Annotated in this window: 26 protein-coding genes and 2 pseudogenes; 17 read left to right on the forward strand and 11 right to left on the reverse strand. The window is 70.9% G+C overall.

Translation table 11 applies throughout. From position 1 onward, the window contains the following. Positions 1 to 9: 9 nt before the first annotated feature. Entirely contained in the window at positions 10 to 342 is a 333-nt protein-coding gene (locus EJ357_RS41350) for a DUF6153 family protein (RefSeq protein ID WP_126397038.1), read from the reverse strand. A 240-nt stretch (positions 343 to 582) separates the two neighbouring features. Continuing rightward, on the reverse strand, positions 583 to 741 hold the full coding sequence (locus tag EJ357_RS41355; RefSeq protein WP_126400730.1) for a metal-sensing transcriptional repressor: 159 nt from the start codon (positions 739 to 741) through the stop codon (positions 583 to 585). A 17-nt stretch (positions 742 to 758) separates the two neighbouring features. On the opposite strand from EJ357_RS41355, the gene EJ357_RS41360 reads away from it, so the two are divergent. The 3 genes from EJ357_RS41360 (at position 759) to EJ357_RS41370 (ending at position 2,506) form a co-directional block, all read left to right on the forward strand. Continuing rightward, positions 759 to 962: a hypothetical protein gene (locus EJ357_RS41360; RefSeq protein ID WP_228472768.1), complete on the forward strand. Its 204-nt coding sequence runs from the start codon at positions 759 to 761 to the stop codon at positions 960 to 962. A 119-nt stretch (positions 963 to 1,081) separates the two neighbouring features. Next, on the forward strand, positions 1,082 to 1,477 hold the full coding sequence (locus EJ357_RS41365) for a hypothetical protein (RefSeq protein WP_126397040.1): 396 nt from the start codon (positions 1,082 to 1,084) through the stop codon (positions 1,475 to 1,477). Between the two features lie 201 nt (positions 1,478 to 1,678). Continuing rightward, positions 1,679 to 2,506 carry a hypothetical protein gene (locus tag EJ357_RS41370; RefSeq protein ID WP_126397042.1) on the forward strand — a complete coding sequence of 276 codons (828 nt, stop codon included), beginning with the start codon at positions 1,679 to 1,681 and terminating at the stop codon, positions 2,504 to 2,506. Positions 2,507 to 2,519: 13 nt separating this feature from the next. Here EJ357_RS41370 and EJ357_RS41375 read toward each other — a convergent pair whose 3' ends face one another. Next, positions 2,520 to 3,347, reverse strand: coding sequence for a F510_1955 family glycosylhydrolase (locus EJ357_RS41375; RefSeq protein WP_126397044.1), 828 nt, complete (start codon positions 3,345 to 3,347; stop codon positions 2,520 to 2,522). An 84-nt stretch (positions 3,348 to 3,431) separates the two neighbouring features. Beyond that, a complete protein-coding gene (locus tag EJ357_RS41380) occupies positions 3,432 to 3,881 on the reverse strand; it encodes an ATP-binding protein (protein WP_126397046.1) in 450 nt (149 codons plus the stop codon). Between the two features lie 146 nt (positions 3,882 to 4,027). On the opposite strand from EJ357_RS41380, the gene EJ357_RS41385 reads away from it, so the two are divergent. Together EJ357_RS41385 and glpK are read left to right on the forward strand one after the other, a co-directional pair. Further along, positions 4,028 to 4,795 carry an IclR family transcriptional regulator gene (locus EJ357_RS41385; protein ID WP_126397048.1) on the forward strand — a complete coding sequence of 256 codons (768 nt, stop codon included), beginning with the start codon at positions 4,028 to 4,030 and terminating at the stop codon, positions 4,793 to 4,795. 41 nt (positions 4,796 to 4,836) lie between these two features. Continuing rightward, positions 4,837 to 6,351, forward strand: a complete 1,515-nt coding sequence (gene glpK / locus EJ357_RS41390) for a glycerol kinase GlpK (RefSeq protein ID WP_126397050.1) — start codon at positions 4,837 to 4,839, stop codon at positions 6,349 to 6,351. Positions 6,352 to 6,469: 118 nt separating this feature from the next. Here the strand turns inward: glpK and EJ357_RS41395 are convergent, their stop codons facing one another. The 6 genes and pseudogenes from EJ357_RS41395 to EJ357_RS41415 all read right to left on the reverse strand — a co-directional run bounded on the left by EJ357_RS41395 (position 6,470) and on the right by EJ357_RS41415 (position 12,601). Continuing rightward, a complete protein-coding gene (locus EJ357_RS41395; protein WP_126397052.1) occupies positions 6,470 to 7,369 on the reverse strand; it encodes an ABC transporter permease in 900 nt (299 codons plus the stop codon). Further along, positions 7,356 to 8,186 (reverse strand): ABC transporter ATP-binding protein, encoded by an 831-nt coding sequence (locus EJ357_RS41400; protein WP_175647714.1) that lies wholly within the window; start codon positions 8,184 to 8,186, stop codon positions 7,356 to 7,358. Before EJ357_RS41400 ends, EJ357_RS41395 begins: the two co-directional genes overlap by 14 nt. 15 nt (positions 8,187 to 8,201) lie before the next feature. Next, positions 8,202 to 9,308 (reverse strand): ABC transporter substrate-binding protein, encoded by a 1,107-nt coding sequence (locus EJ357_RS41405; RefSeq protein WP_126397056.1) that lies wholly within the window; start codon positions 9,306 to 9,308, stop codon positions 8,202 to 8,204. Between the two features lie 152 nt (positions 9,309 to 9,460). Beyond that, complete coding sequence (locus tag EJ357_RS50870; protein WP_368858099.1) at positions 9,461 to 9,562, reverse strand: putative leader peptide; 102 nt, start codon at positions 9,560 to 9,562, stop codon at positions 9,461 to 9,463. Between the two features lie 84 nt (positions 9,563 to 9,646). Further along, a pseudogene (locus EJ357_RS41410) lies at positions 9,647 to 11,552 on the reverse strand (FAD/NAD(P)-binding protein). Further along, positions 11,549 to 12,601 (reverse strand): amino acid ABC transporter permease, encoded by a 1,053-nt coding sequence (locus tag EJ357_RS41415; protein ID WP_126397058.1) that lies wholly within the window; start codon positions 12,599 to 12,601, stop codon positions 11,549 to 11,551. The pseudogene EJ357_RS41410 and the gene EJ357_RS41415 overlap by 4 nt, the downstream one beginning before the upstream one ends. Before the next feature lie 595 nt (positions 12,602 to 13,196). Between EJ357_RS41415 and EJ357_RS41420 the strand changes: the two genes are divergently transcribed. From EJ357_RS41420 to EJ357_RS41455, 8 genes are all read left to right on the forward strand, one after another. After that, positions 13,197 to 14,348, forward strand: a complete 1,152-nt coding sequence (locus EJ357_RS41420; protein ID WP_126400734.1) for an LLM class flavin-dependent oxidoreductase — start codon at positions 13,197 to 13,199, stop codon at positions 14,346 to 14,348. Continuing rightward, positions 14,345 to 14,881 carry a GNAT family N-acetyltransferase gene (locus EJ357_RS41425; protein ID WP_126397060.1) on the forward strand — a complete coding sequence of 179 codons (537 nt, stop codon included), beginning with the start codon at positions 14,345 to 14,347 and terminating at the stop codon, positions 14,879 to 14,881. Before EJ357_RS41420 ends, EJ357_RS41425 begins: the two co-directional genes overlap by 4 nt. Then, positions 14,878 to 15,834 carry an ABC transporter substrate-binding protein gene (locus tag EJ357_RS41430; protein WP_126397062.1) on the forward strand — a complete coding sequence of 319 codons (957 nt, stop codon included), beginning with the start codon at positions 14,878 to 14,880 and terminating at the stop codon, positions 15,832 to 15,834. The genes EJ357_RS41425 and EJ357_RS41430 overlap by 4 nt, the downstream gene beginning before the upstream one ends. 3 nt (positions 15,835 to 15,837) lie before the next feature. Further along, on the forward strand, positions 15,838 to 16,836 hold the full coding sequence (locus tag EJ357_RS41435; RefSeq protein ID WP_126397064.1) for an amino acid ABC transporter permease: 999 nt from the start codon (positions 15,838 to 15,840) through the stop codon (positions 16,834 to 16,836). Next, the gene (locus EJ357_RS41440; protein WP_126397066.1) at positions 16,833 to 17,597 is read left to right on the forward strand and encodes an amino acid ABC transporter ATP-binding protein; all 765 of its coding nucleotides are present in this window, start codon (positions 16,833 to 16,835) and stop codon (positions 17,595 to 17,597) included. The genes EJ357_RS41435 and EJ357_RS41440 overlap by 4 nt, the downstream gene beginning before the upstream one ends. A gap of 64 nt (positions 17,598 to 17,661) precedes the next feature. Beyond that, positions 17,662 to 18,651: an ABC transporter substrate-binding protein gene (locus EJ357_RS41445; RefSeq protein ID WP_126397068.1), complete on the forward strand. Its 990-nt coding sequence runs from the start codon at positions 17,662 to 17,664 to the stop codon at positions 18,649 to 18,651. Between the two features lie 31 nt (positions 18,652 to 18,682). Beyond that, positions 18,683 to 19,201, forward strand: coding sequence for an AAA family ATPase (locus EJ357_RS41450; RefSeq protein ID WP_126397070.1), 519 nt, complete (start codon positions 18,683 to 18,685; stop codon positions 19,199 to 19,201). 299 nt (positions 19,202 to 19,500) lie between these two features. Then, positions 19,501 to 20,790, forward strand: a complete 1,290-nt coding sequence (locus EJ357_RS41455) for a sulfite oxidase (RefSeq protein WP_126397072.1) — start codon at positions 19,501 to 19,503, stop codon at positions 20,788 to 20,790. Here the strand turns inward: EJ357_RS41455 and EJ357_RS41460 are convergent, their stop codons facing one another. Beyond that, a complete protein-coding gene (locus EJ357_RS41460; protein WP_126397074.1) occupies positions 20,791 to 21,714 on the reverse strand; it encodes a LysR family transcriptional regulator in 924 nt (307 codons plus the stop codon). It lies immediately after the preceding gene. A 137-nt stretch (positions 21,715 to 21,851) separates the two neighbouring features. Between EJ357_RS41460 and EJ357_RS50875 the strand changes: the two genes are divergently transcribed. The 4 genes and pseudogenes from EJ357_RS50875 to EJ357_RS41475 all read left to right on the forward strand — a co-directional run bounded on the left by EJ357_RS50875 (position 21,852) and on the right by EJ357_RS41475 (position 25,141). Next, complete coding sequence (locus EJ357_RS50875) at positions 21,852 to 21,932, forward strand: putative leader peptide (protein WP_407698538.1); 81 nt, start codon at positions 21,852 to 21,854, stop codon at positions 21,930 to 21,932. A 198-nt stretch (positions 21,933 to 22,130) separates the two neighbouring features. Further along, a complete protein-coding gene (gene sfnG / locus EJ357_RS41465) occupies positions 22,131 to 23,285 on the forward strand; it encodes a dimethylsulfone monooxygenase SfnG (protein ID WP_126397076.1) in 1,155 nt (384 codons plus the stop codon). Positions 23,286 to 23,338: 53 nt separating this feature from the next. Next, positions 23,339 to 23,896 (forward strand): NADPH-dependent FMN reductase, encoded by a 558-nt coding sequence (gene ssuE, locus EJ357_RS41470; RefSeq protein WP_126397078.1) that lies wholly within the window; start codon positions 23,339 to 23,341, stop codon positions 23,894 to 23,896. Next, positions 23,893 to 25,141 (forward strand): annotated as a pseudogene (locus tag EJ357_RS41475) (SfnB family sulfur acquisition oxidoreductase). Before ssuE ends, EJ357_RS41475 begins: the two are co-directional and overlap by 4 nt. The last annotated feature ends 39 nt before the right edge of the window (positions 25,142 to 25,180 follow it).

A 25,180-nucleotide genomic window follows, 5' to 3' on the forward strand; every position in this document is an offset into this window, starting at 1 on the left:
GGGCGCGGCCTACAGCAGCAATCGAGAAAGGACCGAAAGATCGGGTGGGGCCCTGCCTGCGGTGCCCGGGACGTCACGGCCGACGGCTGCTCCGGGCGGGAGGGCCGAAGCCGAGCCGGTGGAGGGCTGGTGGGGAGGCGTGAGCTTCACGCTGTCCACGCCGGCGGCGGAGCAGTGCTGCATCACGGTGCCCGAGCACGCCCCGTCATCGTCGTGGGCCGCGGTCGGGTCGATGACGGCGCGCGGCATGGCATGCCCGCCCGTGTGGACGGGCATCGCCGGTGCGTCCGTGTGGTGCATACCCGCGAGGCCGCCCGTCCCGGAAGCTTCGGCGGGTGCCACGTGATTGATGGCGGCGGCAGTTTCGTGGTGGACGAGCACGGCAAGCGTCGCCACCAGCGCGATGACGGCAGCACGTGTCCACCGGAGCACGGCGCCCTGAGTGGCGCCTCCTCGGTGACCGGCTGTCGTCATGGCTTCCATCCGTGTCTGAACTGAAACGGCCGTTGCCCGTCAATATACCCCGCGGGGGTAAGCCGGCGCCTGGAGTGGCGAGGGACGCGGACGCCCACCGCCACGGGGCTACAGCCGCAATGCGCGGCGCAAAGTGTCGCTGAACTCCGCGAACTTCTCCTCGGCCTGGGCGGGATCGGTGCGGGCTGCGTCGGTGACGCAGCCGCGTACGTGGTCGTCGAGGAGGCCGAGGGCGACTTCCTGCAGGGCGCGGCCGGCGGCGCTGATCGGGCGACCACCACGTCGTGGTCCTGATGCTCAGCGGCCTGCTCTACGGTGCCCTGTTCGGCGCTCTCTTCGGCTTCGCCGGGCACGCCCTGACAGGCGGCCGGCGCGACTTCGCCTCACGCAGTCAGATCGTCGCGGCCCGTTACGACGTCGTCGCCGAGGCCGAATGCGCGGAGGAGGCGAAGAACCTGCTCATCAAACTCGGCCGGCGCGAGGGCTGAGGGACGACGACCGCCGATCCGGGTTCGGGGGTCGACTCCCGTTGGCTGATCGGTACGCTGATCCGGCCGGCACGAGGACGAGCGCCCTGCCGAGGGGTACGGATGGGAAGGCGGGGCACGTGACGATCAGAGCCGGAGCGGCTGGGAGCCTCTTGGGGCGCCTGCTGCTGCTCGGGCTGCTTTTCATCGGCCTCGGTGTCATCCATACCCTCGCGCACGCCGACGCCCACGAGGGCCTTACGACGTCCGGGCACACGCACACCAGGACCTCCCCGGGCGCCACCATCACCACGGCCTCGGACGCCGACACCACACCGGTAGCCACGGCCGCAGACCCGGACTCTCTCCCAGACGCCGACTGCTGGGCCTCCGTCCCCGCAGGATCGTGGCTGATCCCCCCGGCGCAGTCCGTGGCCGAGAACGCGACCACCGCGTCCCCGGCGCTGCCCGCGAACGGGCCTCCCGGCCGAAACGCGCACACCTCGCTCCACGCGCTGGGAGTCCTGCGGATCTAGACACCGGACCCGCGCCGCGGCACACCCCTGCCCGCGCGCGGCCAGAAGCCCGGCCCGATGCTCCCGACGGGGTACCCGGGCCGCCTTCCCCGTCCGTGTCTGTCCGTGTCCTTCCGGGCCGACGCCGTGAGCCGAATGCGCCGACATCCGCGCGAGCGCACCCGCCACGGCCGGCCCGTGCCGAAAGGTGTCACCGTTCCCGTGTCCCAGCACCCTCTCGCCGACCCCCGCCCGGTATCGGCACCGCCGTACGCTCCCAGCCCGACCTCTCCCTACCGCCGCCCGCCAGCGCAGGACGCCCCGCACTCCGAGCAGGCGCCGCCGAGCCGCAGCGGCGGGCGGCGGGGGCGTCGCCGGGCTCCGAAACGCACCCCTCTCCTGGGTGACTACCTGGGCTACGCCGCCACCTTCGTCGGCGCGGGACTGATCAGCGGCGCCATCGTGCACCACCCGCTCGACCCCACCCGCTACACCTTCATCGCCGTCGTAGGCGCAGCGGTCTTCCTCTGCGCCACCGTGCTGAACGAGTTCGTCCTCACCCGCAGCCGCCCCAGCGCAGGGAAGGTCTGCGGCGTGGTGGCCGCCTCACTCACCTTGTCCTTCGGTATCGGCATGCTCAGCGGCGGGCTCCAGCACTTCGAGGACTTCCCCGAGCGCGCGGCCATGCTCATCCCCTTCGGCCTCGCGCTCTCCTTCGCCTCCTACGTGCTGCGCCACCAGCCCGCCCGGTGGCGCAGCATCCTCGGACCCGCCGGAATCCTGGTGGCAGTGACGGCAGCCCTCGCCTTCGTGGGCCTGAAGGGCATCGCCCAGGAGATCGCCACCCAGCCGGGCGGCGACGGCCATGGCCACAGCCACGGCGATGAACCCGCCGCCCCGGCGGAGCCGGGTGAAGCCGATGGCCACGAGCACGAATCGGGCCCGACGCAGGCCCCGGCCGACGGGCCGTCGCGGACCCCGGAGCCGACCGCGACGACACCGTCCTCCCCGGCCGCCGAAGACCACGGCGAGGCAGGGCACAGCCACTGAAGCGGGCGACAGCTCAGTGCCCGCCGCCCGAGAAGACGGGAAGCCGCTCGGTGAACGTCCTGCCGCCGTCGAGGGATTCGTAGACGCCGTGCTGAGTGGCGGCCAGGACATGCCCGCCGTCGAGGGCGGTCAGCGCCTGGGGCTGTCCGCCCGGCACGGTGCCCACCTTCTTCCAGGTGGCACCGCCGTCACTGCTGCGGTGCAGGCCACCCGCCAGGTCGACTCCGTAGAGTGCGTCGGCCACAGGCCACGACAGGAAGGCCGGCACCTGCCCGGAACCAGCGCCGAACCTCCTGCCTCCGTCGGTGCTCGTGGCGACGCCGTCCTCGGTGGTGGCCCGCAAGAGATCCGGGTCCTTCGGGCTGACCGCGATGTCCAGGGCGGCCAACCGGGCGCGGGTGTCCCAGCTGGTGCGGTCGGCGCTGACACGCAGAACGCCGCGGGCGCTGTCGTAGCCGTAGACGGTGTCGTGCGCGTACTTCAGGGAGTGGAAATCGGTGGTGCCGCCCAACGACAGCGTCTTCCAGGTCTTGCCCGAGTCGGTGGACTGGATCAGGCCGCGGTTGCCGTGGTCGTCACTGCCCTCGGCGGGGTGGCCGCTGCCGAGGAAGGACTTCGGGCCGATGACGGTGAAGCCCATGTAGTCGGCCGTGTCGCCGACGTGCGTCGCCTTGCCCTTCTGGGGTACGGCGATGACGCCTTCGTGGGTGGCGACGTACAGGCGTCCGTCGGCCGGGTCGATGCCCAGACCGTGGACATGGCTGACGGCAAGGCCATCGGAGTCGTGTTCCGACTTGGTGGCGGAGGACGTGTCGGAGCTGGAGGAACAGGCGGCCAGCACGGCCGCGAGAACGGCCGCGGTGACGGCGGCGGCCGGGAGTGAATCGTGCGCGGGGCAGGTGCGGGCCTGTGAAGGCGATCGGCCTCAGCTCCCGGCGAACCGCAGTTCCGCCCACCGGCTGATCCCGTCGGAGTGTGCGTGTACGCCGCACTGGGCCGCCAGCGCATGGACGATGGCGAGGCCCCGGCCGTGCTCGTCCGGATCGATGGCCGAGGCCGCCGGACACCTGGGGGTCGTGGGCCCCATGTCGGTCACTTCGACGCGTATGGCGCCGCACCTGTCCGCCTGGCGTCGCGAGAGCCTCAGTGTCGCCGGCGGCAGGGCGTGGACGATCGCGTTGGTGAGGAGCTCCGAGACCACCAGCAGCACGTCCTCCGCGGTGTCCGCGGCCAGGTTCCAGTCGGCGAGAACCTCGCGCACGCGTCGGCGCGCGCCCGAGACGGCACCCGGCGTGGGCGGCATGGGGAAGACGTGTTCGACCTCCCCGCGCGGCGCGGCCTCGAGCTGCGCGGCCTCGAGCTGCGCAGTTGTCATGTGTCCTCCTCCTCGGGGCAGTCCTGGTGGCCCGCAAGCCGGGCATCATGGCACCCTAAAGAGGGACAAGCGGCCAGTCAACGAACATCGGTCGGCATTACCGAACGAGGGTCCCAAATCGGAAAAAGCGGGACTATCATCGCTTCATGGCCGGCCCAGTCCAGTCGATAGAGCGGGCCGCGGCGATCCTGCGCCTCCTCGCCGGCGGATCCCGTCGGCTGGGGCTGGGAGAAGTGGCCTCGTCGCTGGGGCTCGCCAAGGGCACCGCCCATGGAATCCTGCGCACCCTGCAGCACGTGGACTTCGTGGAGCAGGATCCGGCGACCGGAAAGTACCAGCTCGGGGCGGCTCTGCTGCACCTCGGCACGAGTTACCTCGACGTCAACGAACTGCGTTCGCGGTCCATCAACTGGGCCGACGCCCTGGCCGCCCGTAGCGGGGAGGCCGTCCGCCTGGGCACGCCCCTGGAGGGCAGGGTGCTCGTCATCCACCATGTCTTCCGGCCCGACGACACCCTGCAGACCCTGGACGTCGGCGCCCTGCTGCCGCTGCACGCCTCCTCGCTCGGCAAGGTCCTCCTCGCTTTCGGGGCGACGCCCCTCGAGCCGCTGCTGGACGGCGAACCGGAGGCGTACACCCGGCACACCCTGGTCCATCCGGAGGAGCTGAATCGTGCGCTCGGCGAGATACGGGATCTCGGCTGGGGCGCCGAGGTGCAGGAGATGAGCATGGGCGAGGCCGGAATCGCCGCGCCGATCCGAGGACAGGGTGGACTCGTGGTGGGCGCGATCGGGGTGTCCGGCGCGGTCGAGCGGATCTGCGACACCAAAGGCCGACCACAACCGGCCCTGATCACCGTGCTGCGGGAGGCGGCACGCGCGATCTCCAGAGATCTGGGCGCGGCCCGCTGGTAGGCCCCAGCACCTGCGTGACACATCGGAAGGCAGGGCCGATCATGGTTGAACGGTATGTGATGTCCATCGACCAGGGCACCACCTCCACCCGCTGCATCCTGTTCGACCACGGCGGGCGGCTGGTGTCCGTCGCCCAGCGGGAGCACCAGCAGTACTTCCCCCGGCCCGGCTGGGTCGAGCATGACGCCGTCGAGATCTGGCGCAACCTCCAGCGCGTCGTCCCGGAGGCACTGCTCAACGCCCGTATCGACGCGAGCCAGATCTCCGCCATAGGGATCGCGAACCAGCGCGAGACGACGGTGCTCTGGGACCGGCGGACCGGAGTCCCGATGGGCCGGGCGATCGTCTGGCAGGACACCCGCACCGCCCCCCTCGTCGACGAGCTGCGCAGGGACCCTGGCGAGGAGTTCTTCCTCGACCGCTGCCGCCTGCCTCCGTCGACCTACTTCTCCGCGCCCCGTATCCGCTGGCTGTTCGACAACGTCGACGGGCTGGAGCGGCGCGCCCGGAACGGGGAGGTGCTGTTCGGCACCATCGAGAGCTGGCTGATCTGGAACCTCACCGGCGGTACGGACGGCGGCCTGCACATCACCGACGCCACCAACGCCAGCCGCACCATGCTCATGGACATCCGGACGCTGACCTGGGACGAAGCGCTCATGGACTTCTTCGGGGTGCCCCGCCCGATGATGCCGGAGATCCGGTCCTCGGCGGAGAGCTACGGCGAGGCCCGCGCACTGCTCCCCGGGGTGCGCATCACGGCGGCCCTCGGCGACCAGCAGGCGGCCCTGTTCGGACAGACCTGCTTCTCGCCGGGCGAGGCGAAGTGCACCTACGGGACCGGCAGCTTCCTGGTGATGAACACCGGAACCGACCTCGTGCGGTCCGAGCACGGGCTCCTCACGACGGTCGCGTACAAGATCGCGGACCAGCCCACGGTCTACGCGCTGGAGGGCCCGATCGCCGTCACCGGCTCGCTGGTGCAGTGGTTCCGGGACCGGCTGGGCCTGATCCACAGCGCCCCCGAGATCGAGACGCTGGCGCGCACCGTCGAGGACAACGGCGGCTGCTACATCGTCCCCGCCTTCTCCGGTCTGTTCGCCCCCCACTGGCGCAGCGACGCCCGCGGCGTCATCGTCGGCCTCACCTCGTACATCACGAAGGGCCACCTGGCCCGCGCCGTCCTGGAGGCCACCGGCTGGCAGACCCGCGAGGTCGTCGACGCCATGAACGCCGACTCCGCGCTCGCCCTCAAGCAGCTGAAGGTGGACGGAGGCATGACATCCGACCACCTGCTCATGCAGATCCTGGCCGATGTGCTCGACGTTCCCGTCGTACGGCCCCTCGTCGCCGAGACGGTGTCGCTGGGCGCCGCCTACGCCGCCGGACTCGCGGCCGGCTACTGGCCGGATCTGAAGGTGCTGCGCCGCAACTGGCACCGGGCCGCACAGTGGCTGCCGGACATGGAACCCGGACGGCGGGAGTGGGAGTACTCGTGCTGGAAGCGGGCCGTCGAGCGGTCGCTGGGGTGGATCCAACCGCCCCAGCGCTCGTGAGCCTCGGCCCGGATGCGGACCCGGTCGCCCCACGGGTGTCGAACGACAGCGGGTCTGCCGACAGTGGCAGACCCGCTGGGTGTGTGACGACAGGGCACGCGGCGCGCGCGTGCGCCCTTCAGCGGGTGACCAGCAGCCCCCTGCTGCGCAGTACCCGCCGCTCCAGCGGGCTGAAGATCAGCAGGTCGATGGCGATACCGACGAGCAGGATCAGGAAGATGGCCAGGAACACCTGCGACATGCTGCTGTTGGTGCGCCCGTGCTCCAGCAACTGGCCCAGCCCGACGCCCAGATCGGGCGAGGTGGCGATGATCTCGGCGGCCATCAGGGAGCGCCAGGAGAAGGCCCAGCCCTGCTTCAGACCCGCCAGATAGCCGGGCAGCGCGGCCGGCATCACGATGTACCGGGCCTCACGCAGCCCGGTCGCGCCCAGGGTGCGTCCGGCGCGCAGGAACAGCGGGGGGATCTGGTCGATGCCCGCGACGAGGCCGTTGGCGATGGACGGGACCGCGCCGAGCAGGATCACGGCGTACATCATCGAGTCGTTGAGGCCCAGCCAGAGCACGGCGGGCGGCACCCACGCCACCGACGGCAGCGACTGCAGCCCGGACAGGATGGGGCCGATGGCGCCCCGGACGAACCTCACCCGGGCGACCAGCAGACCGAGCGGCGTACCGATGGCGAGCGCGATCAGGAAGCCGAGCAGACCGCGCGAGACGGAGGTCCAGATGTAGTCGAGGAGCGTTCCCTTGAGCCAGGCATCGCTCACCTCGGCCCACACGTCGGCCGGCGCGGGCAGCTTGTACTCGGGGGCGACCTGGGCCCACACCAGCAGCTGCCAGACCACCAGCACCAGGACGATGGCGGTGACGGGCGGCAGCACCTTGCGGTTCAGGGTCTCGCGCAGCGGCGTACGGCTGACGACCACCGAGTCCAGGGCGTCGAGCCCGGCCTCCAGCCCCGCCAGATCGTCGGCGCTGTGCTTCTTGACGTCGACGCCGTTGTCAGTGCTGGCCATGGCGGCGGATCTCCCCACGCAGTTCTTCGGTGATCTCGACGGACAGTTCGGCGACGGCGGCGTCCTCGATGCGCCGCGGATGCGGCAGGTCGACCGTCCACTCCCGGGCGATCCGGCCGGGACGGGAGGACAGCAGGACGACACGCTGGGCCAGCCGTACGGCCTCGCGCACGTTGTGCGTCACGAACAGCACCGACAGTCCCGTCTCGCGCCAGATACGGGTCAGTTCGTCGTGCAGCACGTCCCGCGTGATCGCGTCCAGCGCGGCGAACGGCTCGTCCATCAGCAGCAGCCGGCTGTCCTGGGCCAGCGCCCGGGCGAGCGCGACGCGCTGGCGCATACCGCCCGACAGCTCGTGCACCCGCTTGCCGTACGCGCCCTGCAGCCGCACGAGGTCCAGCAGCCGCTCCGCCTCCGGGCGCCGCTCCGCCTTGGCGACCCCGCGCAGCTTCAGCGCGAGCTCGATGTTCCTGCCCGCGGTCAGCCACGGGAACAGCGCGTGCTCCTGGAACATCAGGGCCGGCCGGCCGTCCGTGCCGATCGAGCCGACGGACGGCCGGTCGAGCCCCGCGACCAGGTTGAGCAGGGTGGACTTGCCGCACCCCGATGCTCCCAGGAGGGTGACGAACTCGCCGGGTGCGACATCGAGCGTGATGTCGTCCAGCACGAGCTGTTGCCCGCCGGTCCTGCCCGGCGTGGGGAAGGACTTCGAGACGTGCTCGATACGGGCGGCATACGGCACCGCCGTGGCGTCCTCGGCGACCTTCGCGGTCGTGGCCGTCGTGGTGGCCATGGTCGTCACCTCCTGGGAACTCATCCGGTGCGGTGGTCGCTACTTGACGCCGAGACCGGCGTCGTCGACCTCGTCCTTGCCCTCGGCCTTGAGGACCTTGTTGAGCGTGGTGAGGTCGTAGATGCCCTCGAGGTCGGGCTCCTCCAGCAGGCCGGCCTTGACCGCGTGCTCCGCCTCGGTGTCGAGGGTGGCGGCCAGCGGGTCGTCCAGGAAGGCGATCGACTTCCAGGCCGGGTCGAGGACCTCGGCGGGCAGGGCCTTGCCGGAGAGCTCCTCAAGGGCCTTGTTGGCGGAGGCCTTGGCCTTGTCCGGGTTGGCGTTGATCCACTCGTTGGTCTTCACCGAACCGCGCAGCACCGCCTCGACGACGTCCGGGTGCTCCTTGAGGAAGTCCTGCCGGACGATGATGTTCGTGATCACGAACTTCTTGTCGGGCCACAGGTCGCCCTCGTCGAGGAGCACCTTCGCGCCCTCGGCGACCAGCTTGGACGCGGTCGGCTCGGGCACCCAGGCACCGTCGATCGAGCCGGACTTGTAGGCGTCCGGGGTGATCTTGTTGTCGGTGCGGACGACCGAGACATCGCCCTTGCCGCTCTCCGCGTCGACCTTCCAGCCCTGGTCGGAGACCCAGTTGAGGAAGGCGACGTCCTGGGTGTTGCCGAGCTGCGGCGTGGCGATCTTCTTGCCCTTGACGTCCTTCAGGGACTTGATCTTCTCCGGGTTGACGACGAGCTTGACGCCGCCCGAGGCCGAACCGGAGATGATGCGCAGGTTCTTGCCCGCCGCCTTGGTGTAGCCGTTGATGGCGGGGGAGGGGCCGATCCAGCCGATGTCGAGGGACTCGGAGTTCAGCGCCTCGATCTCGGACGGGCCGGCGTTGAACGTCGAGGCCTTGATCGTGGTACCGCCGAGCTCCTTCTGGAGCAGGCCCTCCTGGATGCCCACCAGCGCGGTGGCGTGTGTGAGGTTCGGGAAGTAGCCGATCTTCACCTCGTCGACGGAGAGCTTCTTGGCGTCCGCCGCGACCTCGGTCTGCTTGTCGCTGTCGGTGGACTCGGAGCCGTAACCGCAGGCGGTGAGCAGCAGGGGGAGCGCCGCGACGACGGCGAAGGTGCGCAGGGTGGTGAGCGGTCTTGCGGCAGACACGGAGGTGTCCTCTCGGAGAATGGTGATCAGGGATGTACGGCAAGAAGGTGTGAAGGCCTGCTGGTGCGCACCGGCACACCACTCGCCCGCCGTCCCGGTGGGGCGGCAGGGGGCGCAATGGTGTGGGGGACGTGCGGGTTGCGCGGACGGACTCAGACGAGCCGACAGATCGCGCTGGCCGTACGGCCGAAGTCGATGTGGCGACGTGAAGTCAGAAGGGGCGACAGCAGGTCTGTGTGGTTGCGCGTTCTCATGGCCACCCACCCCACAGTTTCCTAGTTTCCCTACCTGGCTGATGGGGATCGTGGCAGAAGGTGGCCGCTACCCCAAGAGGCTTTTCATATAATGGACACTTCCTTCTCGTCATTTGAGAAGTGTGAGGTCAGGGGCGCGGCGCCCAGGGCGCGCAGAACCGCGCGTGCCACCGCGTCATTCTGGCGGAAGGCGGGCGCGTCGGTGCGGGGTCGGGCGAAAGCGGCCACGGCCCGGCTGTTGGTGGGAGCGCCGAGGGCGATCCGGCGGGGGTGGGGGCCGCCGAGGGACGGGTCGATGACGTGGGCGTTCGAGGCGGAGACCGCCAGCAGGCCGGAGCGGTGGGTGTGGGTGGGGTCGGCGATGACCTCCTCGGTGAGGGCGCCGGCCCGCCGCAGGTCCCGCAGGAGGGGATCCTCGGTGCGGTCCAGGGAAGGGCCCGGCAGGTACGCCTCGATGAGGGCGCTCGCGTGGACGGTGTGCCCGGGGACGGTGGGGCTGGTCGCGGTGAAGGTGCCGGCGCCCTCGTCGGTGCCGATCCGGACGCCGGCGCCCACGAAGTGGACGATCCCGGCCCGGGACAGGGCCAGCAGCTGGCGCAGGCGGAAGCCGGGCGGGCCGGAGGCCAGCAAGCTGAAGAAGCCGCTCCACCACCCGTCCAGTCGCTCGGCGACGGACCGCGCCGTCAGCCGCCCCGCGGCGACCAGACGGGGCAGCTGGCCGTAGACGGAGAGCAGGGCGAGGAACGCCCCGAGGTCGGCGCTGAACTCCGGGTCCTCGCGGCGGGCGACATCCTGGGCGATGTGCTCGCGCAGGTGCTCCTGGAAGGCGCCCGGCGTCGGGAAGGCCAGGCCGTCCAGCGGACGGTCCAGCGCCTCGAAGTCCAGGCGGTCCGCCGGGTCGGGTACGGCCCTGGCGACGAGGGCCGCCATGTCGTCGTCGTACCAGCCCAGACGGTCGTAGGCGGCGACGAAGTCCGGCCAGGGCAGAGCGGTGCGCCCGGGGTGGGCGTGGAAGAGCTCGTGGTAGTGGCCGAAGCCGATCTCCTTGGCCATCAGCGGCCACACATCGAGCCGCAGGTCCAGCGGGCGCTCCTCGGCGAGCAGCGCGTCGACCGCCTCGGGCCCGAAGTGGCGTGGCAGCGCGGGCCGAGGGCCCTGGAGCTGGTAGCGCGTCTTGGAGTGGTACGGCACCCCGCGCCGCGATCCGACGTGGAGGACGGGCTCGCGGCCGGACGGAAGGTAGGTGAGGGTGCCGTCGGCCTCGGTGCGGTAGCCGCCGCCGCGGCCCTCGGTGAGCAGTGCCACCAGGTCGATGAAGGCGAGCCCGAAGCCGCGCAGAATGACCGGTTCGCCGGGCCGCAGTGCGGACAGGTCGGCGTCGGCGGAGAACTCGGGCGGGAGGTGGAAGCGGCCGTGGCGGCGGGCGAAGGCGGCGTGCTCGCGGTGCTCGGCGGTGGGCGTGGAGCCGATGTGCCCCTGCGCGAGGATCACCAGGTCGGCGGTGAGCGGGTCGGGACGGTCGGCCAGGCGCACCTGCTGCGGGCCGTCCGGGGGACCGCTCACGGCGGTCGCGGTGGTGCGGTGCCACTCGACGGTGACCGAGGGCGGCAGCTCGGCCAGCGCCCGGCGGAACACCCAGTCCAGATAGGCGTTCTGGGCGCGGCGCGTGGGGAAGTCGGCCCCGGCCGGAGAACTGGGCGGCCCACTCGGCCAGCGAGGGGCCGGGCCGTACGGGGCCGTCGATGGTGGAGGACTCGTCGGTGAACATGGTGACGTCCTCGGCCATGGAGTTCATCCGCAGCAGCGCGGACTGCTCGTGTCGCCAGACGCGACCCGGGCCGGGTGGATGCGGATCCACCAGATGGATCCGCAACTGCCTTGCCCCGTCCCAGAGTTCGGGGGCGTTGGCGGCGATCCGCTCCAGCAGACCCGTGGCGCGCGGCCCCGCGCCGACGACGACCAGGACGGCCGTGGCGGATGCGCCGCTCACCGGTCACCGCCGATCGCCGGGCGGGCGTCGGCGGCCGTGGCCGCGCTCAGCCGTTGGCGTACGGCGGTCAGGTGGCCGCGCAGCCGCTGCAGCGGAGTCGGCGGCAGGGCGCGGGAGTCGCCGCGCGCGTAGTACCGCTCGACGTAGAACTGGCCCGCGCTCAGCACGGTCGTGACCGCGATGTACCACAGGGTGGCGACCATCAGCAGCGGGATGACCTGGTAGGTCTGGTTGTAGATCAGCTGCACCGAGTACAGCAGGTCGTGCACGGCCAGCACGCTGACGATGCTGGTGCCCTTGAGCGTGCCGATCAGCATGTTCCCGGCGGTCGGCACGATGGAGCGCATCGCCTGCGGGACGACCACCCGGCGCAGGGTGCGGCGTCTGCTCAGCCCGAGTGCCTGGGCGGCCTCGGTCTGCCCGGAGTCCACGGAGAGGATGCCGCCGCGCACCACCTCGGCGGCGTAGGCGGTCTCGTGCAGGGTCAGGCCGATGACGGCGGTGAGGGTGGGGCCGAGCAGGTTGACCGTCTTGACGGTGAGGAACTGCGGGCCGAACGGGATGCCGAGGCCCAGCGTCGGATACAGGGCGCCGATGTTGAACCAGAACAGCAGCTGCACCAGCAGCGGCGTCGACCGGAAGATCCACACATAGCCCCAACTCAGCGTGCGCAGCACCGGGTTGGCGGACAGCCGCATCACCGCGAGCACGGTGCCGAGAACGAACCCGAGCACCATCACCACGGCGGTCAGCCACAGGGAGAGCAGCAGCCCGTCGAGCACGGCGGTGGTGGTGAAGTACCGGCCCACCACGTCCCACTGGAACGCCTGGTTGCGGACGACGGAGTTGAGCACCATCGCGAACAGCAGCAGCGCGAGGGCCGCGGTCAGCCACCGGCCGGCGTGCCGGCGCGGCACGATCCGCGGCAGGTCCGCGCCGGGTGAGTCGGGTGCTCCGGGTGCGCTGGGTGAGCCGGGACCGTCGGGATCGCCGGGCGCCTGAGGACTCTTCGTGCCAGAGGTGGGTGTGACATCGGACGGCGTGACCATGAGGAGGCTCTCTCCGGGGGAGGGAATCGCAGGCGTGGGTGACCCCCGGCGGCACACGCAGGGCGCGCGCGGTGCGGGCGCCGCGCGGACACGGTGCGGCCGGGGTTCGGTGTCGTCACGCTCGCCGCGTCCCTCAACGCGGCCGGAGAGGCTGCCGCGCGACGCGGAGCCGGTCCGCCGTCGATCGTATGTGCCCATGGCATCGATGTGTCAACAGGCCGGTGGGAGGCGCCGACAGGGGTGGTCCGGCATCCGGGCGCTGCTTGACGGCGGGCGCGATGTACTGCTCAATTAGTCGCATGAATGCCCAGCAGCGCTTGGTCACGCGCGATCACATCGACTTCGGTCGGGTGTGGTCCGCGGCGTGTTGCGCCTGACGCGGCAGCGGGCCGTCCGACCGGCCCTTCCCTCCCTCGGTGACCCCGTCGCGGGCCGAGTTCTCCTTTCACGCGCGCTGCCGTAGCACCGTCTCCACCGACGCCCGGCGTCGTCACGCCCGTATCTCTTCGTCGTACATCTGACGAGCCATCACTCGCGCCTGCGCGCCGGGCAGTTCCGTCATGCCTGCGTGCCGCATTCCCGAAAGGCCACGCCCATGCCCGTGGAGTTCCTCGGCATCGCCGCCACCAACAACGGCTCCGAAACCACGCCGCGCTCCGGCGCCGCGTTCGACAAGGAGTACACGCTCCGGCTCGCCCGGGCGCACGAGGACCACGGCTGGGACCGGGTGCTGTTCGCCTACGGCTCCGGATCGGCGGACCCCGCACCGGCCGCCGCCTACATCGCGAGCCGGCTGGACCGCCTCCAGATCCTGCTCGCCCACCGCCCGAACGTCTCCTACCCGACGTTCGCCGCCAAGACGTTCGCGACGCTCGACCAGATCAGCGACGGCCGGCTGACCGTCCACTTCATCACCGGCGGCAACGACCACGAGCAGGGCCGCGAGGGCGACACCCTCACCAAGGACGAGCGCTACACCCGCACCCGTGAGTACATCCGGATCGTCAAGAAGATCTGGACCACCCACGAATCCTTCGACCACGAGGGCGAGCACTACCGCTTCCACGACTTCGTGAGCGACGTCTTCCCCGTCCAACAGCCCCGCCCGAACGTCTCGTTCGGCGGCTCGTCCCCTGCCGCGTACGCCGCGGGCGGCGCCGAGGCCGACATCTACTGCCTGTGGGGCGAGCCCCTGGCGAAGACCGCGGAGCAGATCGAGAACGTGAAGGCCGCCGCGAAGGCCGCGGGCCGCACCGACTTGCCGCGCATCCAGGTCGCCTTCCGCCCGATCATCGCCCCGACCGAGGAGCTGGCCTGGGAGAAGGCCCACCGCACGGTCGGCGCGATCAAGGCCCGCAAGGAGCGGGGCGAGGCGATCACCAAGCGGCACAACGGGCAGGCCCAGCCGCAGGCCGCAACTCCTCAAAACGTCGGCTCGCAGCGGCTGATCGCCATCGCCGAGGCAGGCGAGCGCTACGACCGCGCCCTGTGGACCCCGACCGCCGCCGCGACCGGGGGCGCGGGCAACTCCAACGCCCTGGTCGGCACCCCGGAGACGGTCGCCCAGGCCCTGCTCGACTACTACGACCTCGGCGTCGACATCCTCTCCGCGCGCGGCTACGACCTGCTGGACGACGCCGTCGACTTCGGCCGGTACGTGATCCCGATCGTCCGCGAGGAGGTCGCCAAGCGCGACGCCGAGCGGGCCGCCCGCGGCACACAGGCCCTCGCGGCGGTGAACGGATGACCTCCGTCGCCCAACCCCCGGCTCACCGAGCCGAGTTGACGGTCGTCGAAGTGCCGGTCTCCGACCCCTTGGTGGAGCCGCTCCTGCGGGAACTCGGCGACGAGTACTCCGCGCGGTACGGCGGGGACGCCCACGGCGAGATGGCCCGCTACCCCGCCGAGGAGTTCACCGCTCGGCACGGCGGCGTCCTGCTCCTGCTCCTGGAGCACGGCGAGCCGGTCGCGGGCGGCGCCTTCCGCCGGTACGACGCGACCACGGCCGAGCTGAAGCGGATCTGGACGCACTCCGCGCACCGTCGGCGGGGTCTCGCCCGGCGCGTCGTCGCCGAGCTGGAGCGCGAGGCGGGCGTCCGCGGCTACCGGCGCGTCTACCTGACGACGGGACCGCGCCAGCCCGAGGCCCGCGGCCTGTACCTGGCCACCGGATACACACCGCTCTTCGACACGGACGCCGATCCGGAGACCATCGGTCCGCTGCCCTTCGAGAAGCACCTGATCGCCGAAGCACCCGAGGGAAAGGCAGCCGAGCTGTGAACGTCCACGGCATCAGACCACGCCTGCGCGGCGCCGCCGCCGTCCTGTTGCTGCCCCTGCTGGCCCTGACCGCCTGCGGTTCCGGCGACACCGGCGGCACGGCGGCGGTGGGCGCCCAGGCGTCCCCCGCACCGACCGACGACCCGGTCGCCGCCGTCCGCAAGGTCGACTCCGCCGCCGCCCTCCTCCCCGCCGACGTACGCAAGGCGGGCACGCTGCGGGTCGGCAGCTCGGTCGGATTCCCGCCCGGCGCGTACTACCCGAACGGCCCGGACAAGGCGCCCGCCGGCCAGGACATCGACCTCGCCGACGCCGTGGCCAAGGTGCTCGGCGTGAAGCTGGAGCGACAGGACGCCTCCTTCGAGACGATCCTGCCCGCCCTCGGCAGCGGCAAGTACGACTTCGGCACCGGCAACTTCGGCGTCACCGCGGAGCGCCTGAAGACCATCGACTTCGTCACCTACATCAACGACGGCCAGGGCTTCGCGGTGAAGAAGGGCAACACCGAGCTCAAGTCGAAGGTCACCGACCTCACCCAGCTGTGCGGGCTGACCATCGGCACCGGCGCCGGCACCACCTTCGAGGCGACCCTCACCGCGCAGAAGGGCGTGTGCGCGAAGGCGGGCAAGAAGCCGTACGAGGTGAAGGTCTACTCGGAGAACGCGGCGACGCTCACCGCGCTCCAGCAGGGCCGCATCGACGTGATCATGTCGACCATCAACGGCCTGCGCCACCAGGCGGCGCAGTCCGCGTCGCAGACCGCCTTCCTCGGCGAGTTCCACCGCCTCGACGTCGGCTTCGCCTTCAAGAAGGGCTCCCCGCTCACCAAGGCGTTCCAGGCCGCCGTCAACGAGCTGATCAAGGACGGCACCTACGCCCGGATCCTCAAGAAGTGGGGCACCTCCGCCTCCGCGATCGAGACGTCGCGGATCAACCCGCCCGAGCACAGGTGAACCATGAGCAGCGACACCATCACCTCACCCGTCACACAACTGGCCGAAGACCCGGCTGAGTTGAAGGTCGTACCGGCCCGCCACTACGCCCGCTGGGCCGCCGGCGTAGCCGTGATCGTGCTGGTCGCCCAGTTCGCGCACGGCCTGGCCACGAACCCCGTCTGGGAGTGGAACGTCTTCCGGGACTACGTCTTCTCCGAGACGATCGTCCAGGCGGTGTGGGTCACCCTCCAGCTCACCGCGTACGCCACCGTCCTCGGCTTCCTCCTCGGCACCGTCCTCGCCTTCATGCGGCTGTCGCGCAGCCCGGTGCTCTCGACCGTCGCCTGGACCTACATCTGGATCTTCCGGTCGATCCCGATGATCGTCCAGCTGGTCTTCTGGTTCAACCTGAGCGCCCTGTACAAGGAGCTGGGCGTCGGCATCCCCTTCGGGCCGGTGTTCTGGTCCGTCGACAGCAACACCCTCATCGGCACCATCGGCGCCGCCATCATCGGACTGACCCTGCACCAGGCGGCGTACGCCGCCGAGATCGTCCGCGGCGGCGTCCTCTCCGTCGACCACGGACAGCTGGAGGCGGCCGCGGCGCTCGGCATCCCCCGGCTGCGGCAGATCCGCCGGATCGTGCTGCCGCAGGCCATGCGCGCCATCCTGCCCACGGCCGGCAACGAGATCATCGGCCTGCTCAAGGGCACCTCGGTGGTCTACGTGATGTCCATCGGCGAGCTCTTCTACCAAGTGCAGGTGATCTACGGCCGCAACGGCCGGGTGATCCCGCTGCTGCTGGTCGCCACCGCCTGGTACGTCGTACTGACCTCCCTGCTCTCGGTCGCCCAGTACTACGTGGAGCGCCGCTACGCCCGGGGCGCCAACCGCACCCCACCGCCCACGCCGATCCAGCGCGTTCGGCGCTTCGTGGCGGCCCGACGGCTCGCGGCCACCCGACAACTCGCGGCCGACCGACGCGTCGTGGCCGCCCGACAACCGACGGAGAAGACATGAGCGACGTCATGGTCGACGTCCACGGCGTCCACAAGAGCTTCGGCCTGCTGGAGGTGCTGCGCGGCGTCGACCTGAAGGTCCGGGCCGGCGGGGTCACGGTGATCCTCGGCCCGTCCGGCTCCGGGAAGTCCACGCTGCTGCGGACCATCAACCACCTGGAGAAGGTGAACCGCGGCTGGATCAGCATCGACGGCGAGCTCATCGGCTACCGCCGCAGCGGGAACAAGCTGCACGAGCTGAAGGAGAAGGACGTTCTGAAGCAGCGGACCGGCATCGGGTTCGTCTTCCAGAACTTCAACCTCTTCCCGCACCTGACCGTCCTGGAGAACCTGATCGAGGCCCCGGTCTCCGCACTGCGCCGCCCGCGCAAGGCGGCGGAGGAGGCGGCCCGCCGGCTCCTCGACCGCGTCGGCCTCGCCGACAAGGCCGACGCCTACCCGCGGCAGCTCTCCGGCGGCCAGCAGCAGCGTGTGGCCATCGCCCGCGCGCTCGCCCTCGAACCGAAGGTGCTGCTCTTCGACGAGCCCACCTCGGCGCTCGACCCGGAACTGGTCGGTGAAGTCCTCGACGTCATCAAGGACTTGGCCAGTACCGGCACCACCATGATCGTCGTGACCCACGAGATCGGCTTCGCCCGCGAGGTCGCCGACACCGTGGTCTTCATGGACGGCGGGGTCGTCGTGGAGCAGGGTCCGCCCGCGGCCGTCCTCGACAACCCGCGGCACGAACGCACCCGCGCTTTCCTCTCCAAAGTCCTCTGATCCGCCCCTTCACCTCCGTTCCGTACCTGTTTCCATCCCTGTTCCGCACGCAAGGAGAACAACCGTGTCCACCAGCCTCGCCCGCCGCCGTCGCACCACCGCAGCCGTGCTCGGACTCGCCTCCGCCCTCGTCCTCGCCGCCTGCAGCAACCCCTCCGAAGGCGGTACGACCGAGGTCGCGGACGCGTCGGGCGGCAAGACGAAGATCAACATCAGCGCCGACCAGAACCGCGTGACCACCGACAAGGTCGACTCCATAGCCGCCGAGGTCCCGGAGAAGATCCGCAAGAGAGGCACGCTGGAGCTCGTCGCCTCGTCGGGCTCCGCCGCGCCGCTCACCTTCGTCGCTACCGACAACAAGACGGTCATCGGTGTCGAGCCCGACATCGCCTACCTGGTCGCCGACGTGCTCGGCCTCAAGCCGCACATCAACACGGTGTCCTGGGAGAACATCTTCGTCGGCCTCGACAGCGCCAAGTACGACGCCGGCTTCAGCAACATCACCGTCACCGAGGAACGCAAGGAGAAGTACGACTTCGCCACCTACCGCGAGGACAACCTGGGCTTCGGGGCGAAGAAGGGCAGTGGCCTGAAGGTCACCGGGCCCGCGGACGTGGCGGGCAAGACCGTCGCCGTCAGCAGCGGAACCAACCAGGAGAAGCTGCTGATCGAGTGGAGCAAGGAGAACGAGAAGGCCGGACGCAAGCCGGTGAACATCAAGTACTACCAGAACGACAGCGACACCTACCTCGCTCTCCAGTCCGGCCGCATCGACCTGTACCTCGGCCCCAACCCGACCGCCGCCTACCACGCGGCCACCACGGGCAAGACCGAGGTCGTCGGCACCTATTCCGGCGCCGGAGCCACCCTCCAGGGACTCATCGCGGCCACCACCAAGAAGGACAGCGGACTGGTCAAGCCGCTCGCCGACGCACTCAACCACGTCATCGAGAACGGCACGTACGCCAAGGTGCTGGCGCGCTGGGGCCTGTCCGACGAGGCCGTGACCAAGTCGGAGATCAACCCGCCCGGCCTGCCCAAGACCAACCAGTAACCGCCGCCCGGGCGTCCCGGGAGGGTCAGGCATGCTCCTCGTCCTGTCGGGGCTGCCCGGCACCGGCAAGACCACACTGGCGCGGCTGCTGGCCACCCGGATCGGCGCGGTCCACCTGCGGATCGACACCATCGAGCAGGCGATCGTCCGCTCCGGTCTGGCCCGGCACCCCGTCGGGCCGGCCGGCTACGTCGTCGGATACGCCCTGGCCGGGGAGCATCTCCGGCAAGGGCTGCCCGTGATCGCGGAGTCGGTCAACCCGCGGGCCGTGACCCGGGACGCCTGGCGTGACGTCGGCTCGGCGTCCGGAGCCGACACGGTCGAGGTGGAGGTGGTCTGCTCGGATCCCGCCGAGCACCGCCACCGCCTGACCTCACGGTCTGTGGACATCCCCGGACTGCCCCTGCCCGACTGGCCTCAGGTGCTCGCCCGTGCCTACGAGCCGTGGGAGCGCGAGCACGTGGTGATCGACACCGCGGGACAGAGCCCGCACGAGTCGTTGGCCCGGTTCGTGCGACTGCTCGACGCACGCGGAGCGGCGCCGGAGTGAGCGCGAACCACCCGGCGCAGCCGGTCCGTTGACACCCTCACGCTCCGCGTGCTTGCATCGCGCCATGTCACCGCGGGAACCGCTGATACGCCGCCGCACCGTGGACCTCGTCCGCGTGGGCGCCGCGCTGTGTCGCTTCCCCGGCTGAGCACCGCGCGCGTTCCCCCTGGGTGACCCCTCCAACGGCCTTGGCCATCGGCCCTGTTGGATCGGGCAGCCCGGCTGCGGGCCTCACCGCGTCGGCCCGCGCCGTATCCCGTCACCATGTCCGGTCTCCACACTGACGATGAGGACCCGTCATGCCCGCATCCCCTGTGCCTTCGCCCCGTCCCGCGACTCGCGTCGACGAGACCGCCTACGACCGCCGCAGACTGCGTCAGTGGCTCGCCGGGGACGCCAGGGCGGACGGCGTCAGCCGTCGCCGGCTGCTCACCCTGCTCGCCGCCACGGCGGCCGCGACCGCGCTTCCCGCGCCCGGCCCCGCCCGCGCCGCGGACACCTCGATCGTCAAGCCGCTGCCGCCCGAGTGGTTCATCCAGCGCGGCACCAACGCCGAGACCCGCTGGGAGGCCCTGCGCGGAACCGGCCACCACACCCCGAACGAGCTGTTCTTCGTACGCAACCACACCACCACCCCCGTCCTGGACGCGCAGGACTGGCGGCTGCGCCTGTGGGGCAGCGGGCTGCGGGGCGCCCCCGGCGAGGACAGGCCGGTGGAGTTCGGGTACGACGATCTGCGCGCCCTGCCCGCCGTCACCCGGACCGCGTTCGTCGAGTGCGCCGGAAACGGCCGCAGCCACTACACGACCCAGCAGGGCGAAACGGTCACCGGCACCCCCTGGACCCTGGGCGCGATCGGCGTTGCCCGCTGGCGCGGGGTCCGGCTGGCCGACGTCCTGCGCAGGGCAGGGCTGTCCCCGTACGCGGTGGACGTCCAGCCGCGTGGCCTGGACGCCGAGTACGTCAGCGGCGGGGAGAGCCTCGGCCGGGTGCGGCGTCCGCTGCCGCTGGCCAAGGCGCTGGACGACGTCCTGCTCGCGTACGAGATGAACGGTGAGCCGCTGCCGTACGACCACGGCCATCCGGTGCGGGTGCTGGTGCCTTCGTGGGTGGGGATCGCGTCGATCAAGTGGGTCGGCGACATCGAGGTGTCCGCGCAACCGCTGTTCTCACCGTGGAACACGACCTTCTACCGGCTGTTCGGCCCCTCCCATCCACCGCAGGGCAGCGCGCCGCTGACCCGCCAGACGATCAAGAGCGCTTTCGAGCTGGCGAGCGGCGCCACGTTCCCGGTGGGGGAGGGCCAGGTGCTGCACGGCCGGTCCTGGTCGGGCGCCGGAGGGATCGCCCGAGTGGAGGTCAGTACCGACGGCGGAACGAGCTGGCGCCCGGCCCGACTGCACGACCGGCCCCGTGCCGACACCTGGAACCGCTGGTCCATCCCCTGGAAGCCCGAGACCCCCGGCACCACCCACCTCCTCGCCCGCGCCACCGACACCGCCGGACACCGCCAGCCGGACGTCGCCGTGCCCAACACGCAGGGCTACCTGTTCGACGCGGTGGTGCGGCATCCGGTGACCGTGGTCTGATCAGGCACCGTCAGCGGGCGAAGGGGCGCCGCACGCACGGGCGTTGCGCACGAACAGCTCGTGCAGATCGCGTACCGCCGGGGGGACGGAGCCGGATGCGCGGCGCTGAAGGACCAGCAGCACGTCGGTCGCGTCCCCCGCGAGCGGCCGTACGGTGATCGCGCCCCGCCGCTCCAGAGGGTCGCCGAGGACGCTGAAGTCCGGCAGCACCGTCGCCCCCAGCCCCTCGGCGACCATCAGCTTGCCCATCTCGGCGCCGTCGGTGGAGTACGAGAAGGAGGGCGTTCGGCCGTCCAGCAGCCGGTGCAGGAAGCGGTGCATGACGTAGCCGGACCGCATCACGACCAGCGGCTCGGCCAGGAGGCTGTCCACGTCCACGGCATCCAGGGCCGCGAGCGGGCTGTCAGGCCGCACGCACACCACCGGCCGGCCGCGCAGCAGTTCGGTCGTCTCGAAACCGGGCGGCAGGTCATCACCCGCGAGGTAGTTGACCAGCCCCAGATCGAACGCGCCCTCCAGCAGCCCGCGATGGATCTCGGCCTGCTGGGCGCCGACCAACTCGACCTGGGTCACCGGGTGCGAGGCCCGGAACTCCCGCACCGTCGGGATGACGAGCGGCACGGTGGCCGTGTTGACCGTGCCGAGCCGGACCATCCGGCTGATGCGGTGCTGGTCGCCGGCCGCGCCCCGCAGCCGGTCGACCGCGTCCAGCACGCTCATGATGTGCGGCAGCAGCTCCCGGCCCTCGTCGCTGATCTTCGCCCCGGACCGCTTGCGCTCCAGCAGGTCCACACCGAGTTCGCGCTCCAGATTGCGCACGGTCTCGCTGAGCGCGGGCTGGGACAGATGCAGTTCCTCGGCGGCCCGCCGCAGCGACCCCAACCGGGTGACGGCGGCGATGTATTCGAGCTGTTCGATACGCACGACAGGAGAGTGCTGCCGGCCGTCCACCGGGTTCAAGGGAATCCCTGTCACAACCTCGTGAATACCGACTCTCAGCATGTGGAATCACCACCGGGCATTCTTGACCGGCCGGACCCCCTGCTGTTTTGATCGATGACATGAAGCGACTGGACCTCACGCAGCGACGCCATGTCGATCTCGCGCGTGTCTCCAGCTCCTGCTGTCGCTGTCGGGCCTGAGCGCACCGAGGGAAACCCTCGCACTCGCGCCGCTCTCTCTTCGCGCATTTCACCGCCGGCAGATTTCCGTCGTGATGCGGCTCTTGATTTCGGCTTTCCCCGGGACGGCGTTCCCGCCCGCCCGAATCCCGGTCACTGAACACGTTTCCCTGCCACGCGCGCGCCTTTTTCGCGTGCGCAGTCATGCCAGGAGCTCCCATGCCCGTCCCAACCGGATCCGACCCCGTCCGCTTCGCCTACTGGGTCCCGAACGTCAGCGGTGGCCTGGTCACCAGCACCATCGAGCAGCGCACCGACTGGGGCTACGACTACAACCGCGAACTGGCCGTCCTCGCCGAGAACAACGGCTTCGACTACGCCCTCAGCCAGGTCCGCTACATGGCCAGCCACGGCGCCGAGTTCCAGCACGAGTCGACCAGCTTCAGCCTCGCCCTGTTGCTCGCCACCCAGCGCCTGAAGGTCATCGCCGCCGTCCACCCCGGCCTGTGGCACCCCGGTGTCCTCGCCAAGCTCGGCGCCACCGCCGACCATCTGTCGAACGGCCGCTTCGCCGTCAACGTCGTCAGCGGCTGGTTCAAGGGCGAGTTCACCGCCCTCGGCGAGCCCTGGCTGGAGCACGACGAGCGCTACCGCCGCTCGGAGGAGTTCATCCGCGCCCTGCGTCAGATCTGGACCGAGGACCACACCGAACTCGCCGGTGACTTCTACCGGTTGCGCGACTTCTCCCTCAAGCCCAAGCCGCTCAACACTCCCGAACGCCCGCACCCCGAGATCTTCCAGGGAGGCAACTCCACCGCCGCCCGCGCCATGGCCGGCCGCGTCTCCGACTGGTACTTCAGCAACGGCAAGGACTTCGACGGCGTCACCGAGCAGATCAACGACGTCCGCGCCGCCGCCCAAGCGGGCCGTACGGCACCCAGGTTCGGCCTCAACGGATTCCTCATCGCCCGCGACACCGAGGCCGAGGCCCGCGACACGCTCCGTGAGATCGTCGCCAAGGCCGACACCGAGGCCGTCCACGGCTTCCGCGACGCCGTCCAGCAGGCCGGCCCGTCCACCGGCGACGGCAAGGGCATGTGGCAGGACTCCGGTTTCGAGGACCTCGTCCAGTACAACAACGACGGCTTCCGCACGGGCCTGATCGGCACGCCCGAGCAGATCGCCATGGGGGTCCCCCCGGCCGAAGGCTGGGGGAGGATCGTCGCCTACAAGCGGCTCGGCGTCGACCTCTTGCTCCTCGGCTTCCTGCACTACCTGGAGGAGGTCGAGTACTTCGGCAAGCGGGTGCTGCCGCTCGTCCGGGAACTGGAAGCCCAGGAAGCCGCGTCCGCCCCCGTCGCCGCCCGCGCCTGACTTACGGCAGGGCCCAGCCGCCCGCATCCGACACGCTCTTGAGAGGTCCTCGCATGGCCACCGTCCTGTCCGTCTCCGGAAGCCCCTCCGCCACCTCCCGCACCGCCCGGCTGCTGCGCCACCTCGACGACCGGCTCGCGGCCCAGGGGCACGAGGTGATCCCGTTCGACGTCCGCGCGCTCCCGCCCGAGGCCCTGCTGTACGCCGACTTCGGCCACCCGGCGATCGTCGAGGCCACCGCCCTGTTCGAGCGCGCCGACGGGGTCGTGATCGGCACGCCGGTCTACAAGGCCGCCTACTCCGGCCTGCTGAAGGCGCTGCTCGACCTGCTCCCGCAGTACGCGCTGGCGGGCAAGACCGTCCTCCCGCTGGCCACGGGCGGCACCACCGCCCACGTCCTGGCCATCGACTACGCCCTGCGCCCGGTGCTGAACTCCATGGGCCCCGCCCACATCACGCCGGGCTGGTTCACCCTCGACAAGGACATCAACGTGGGCGAGAACGGCACCCTGACCGTCGCACCGGGCGCCGCCGAGGCGCTCGCCCACGTCACCGACCAGTTCTCGCTCGCCCTCGGCGGCCGCCCGACCCTGCTGGCGGCCACCGGATGAGCGCCGCCACGGTGATCGCCGACGACGCCGAGGCTCTCGCCGTCGCCGCCGAACTGGCCGCGGACTTCCGCAAGGACGCCGCCGAGCGGGACGCGCGGCGCCGGCTCCCGCACGCGGAACTCCAGCGGCTTTCCGCCTCCGGGCTGCTCGGGGTGACGGTGCCGGCGCAGTTCGGCGGCGCGGACGTGCGTACGGAGACTCTCGCCGAGATCTTCCGGGTGCTCGCGTCGGCCGACGCCAGCATCGCGCAGATACCGCAGAGCCACTTCGTCTACGTCAACGTGCTGCGTCGGCAGGGCACGGGGGAGCAGCAGGAGTTCTTCTTCGGCGAGGTGCTGGCGGGGAAACGGTTCGGCAACGCCCAGTCCGAGGCGGGCACCAGCCACGTACAGGACATCCGTACGCGGCTCGCGCGGCGCCCTGACGGGTCGTACGACCTCGACGGCGTCAAGCACTACTCCACCGGTGCTCTGTTCGCCGACTGGATCCCCGTCCTCGCCCGCGCCGCCACGACAACCTGCACGTGGCGTACGTTCCGCGCGACGCGCCCGGCGTCACCGTCGTGGACGACTGGGACGGCATGGGGCAGCGCACCACAGCCAGCGGAACCGTCCGCCTGGAGGCGGTGCCCGTGCCCGCCGACCGGGTGGTGGCGCACCACCTCACCTTTGAGGGGCCCCAACTCCATGGCGCCGTGGCCCAGTTGCTGCACGCCGCCATCGACGCGGGGATCGCCTCCGCGGCGCTGGCCGAGGCCGTGGAGTTCGTCCGCACGAAGAGCCGCCCCTGGTTCGAGAGCGTCGGCGAAGGCCACGCGACCGCCGCCGAGGACCCCCTGCTGGTCCAGCGCTTCGGAGAACTGGCGATCCGGGTACGCGCCGCCGACGCGCTGCTCGTCACCGCGGCCCGTGCCGTGGACGCCGCCCGTGCCGACCTGACGGACGACTCCGCGGCCGAGGCCTCCATCGCCGTGGCCGCCGCCAAGGTGACGGCGGCTCAGGCGGCCGTGGAGATCGGCAGCGCGCTGTTCGAGGTCGCCGGCACCCGGTCGGCGCTCGACTCCCTGGGCTTGCACCGCCATTGGCGCGACGCCCGCACCCGCCCACCCGTCGCCCGACCGCCGCCCCTCAATGAGGCGCTTCGCGCCGCCCCTTTCGATGGCACGACCCGGCCCGCTGGAAGGTCCAGCACATCGGCCGCTACGTGCTGCGCGGCGTCAAGCCGCCCCGACACGGCCTGCTGTGACGAACGAACTCGCTACGAACGCCCCGATATGAACGACCG

Source organism: Streptomyces cyaneochromogenes (genome assembly GCF_003963535.1).
Taxonomy (GTDB): domain Bacteria; phylum Actinomycetota; class Actinomycetes; order Streptomycetales; family Streptomycetaceae; genus Streptomyces; species Streptomyces shaanxiensis.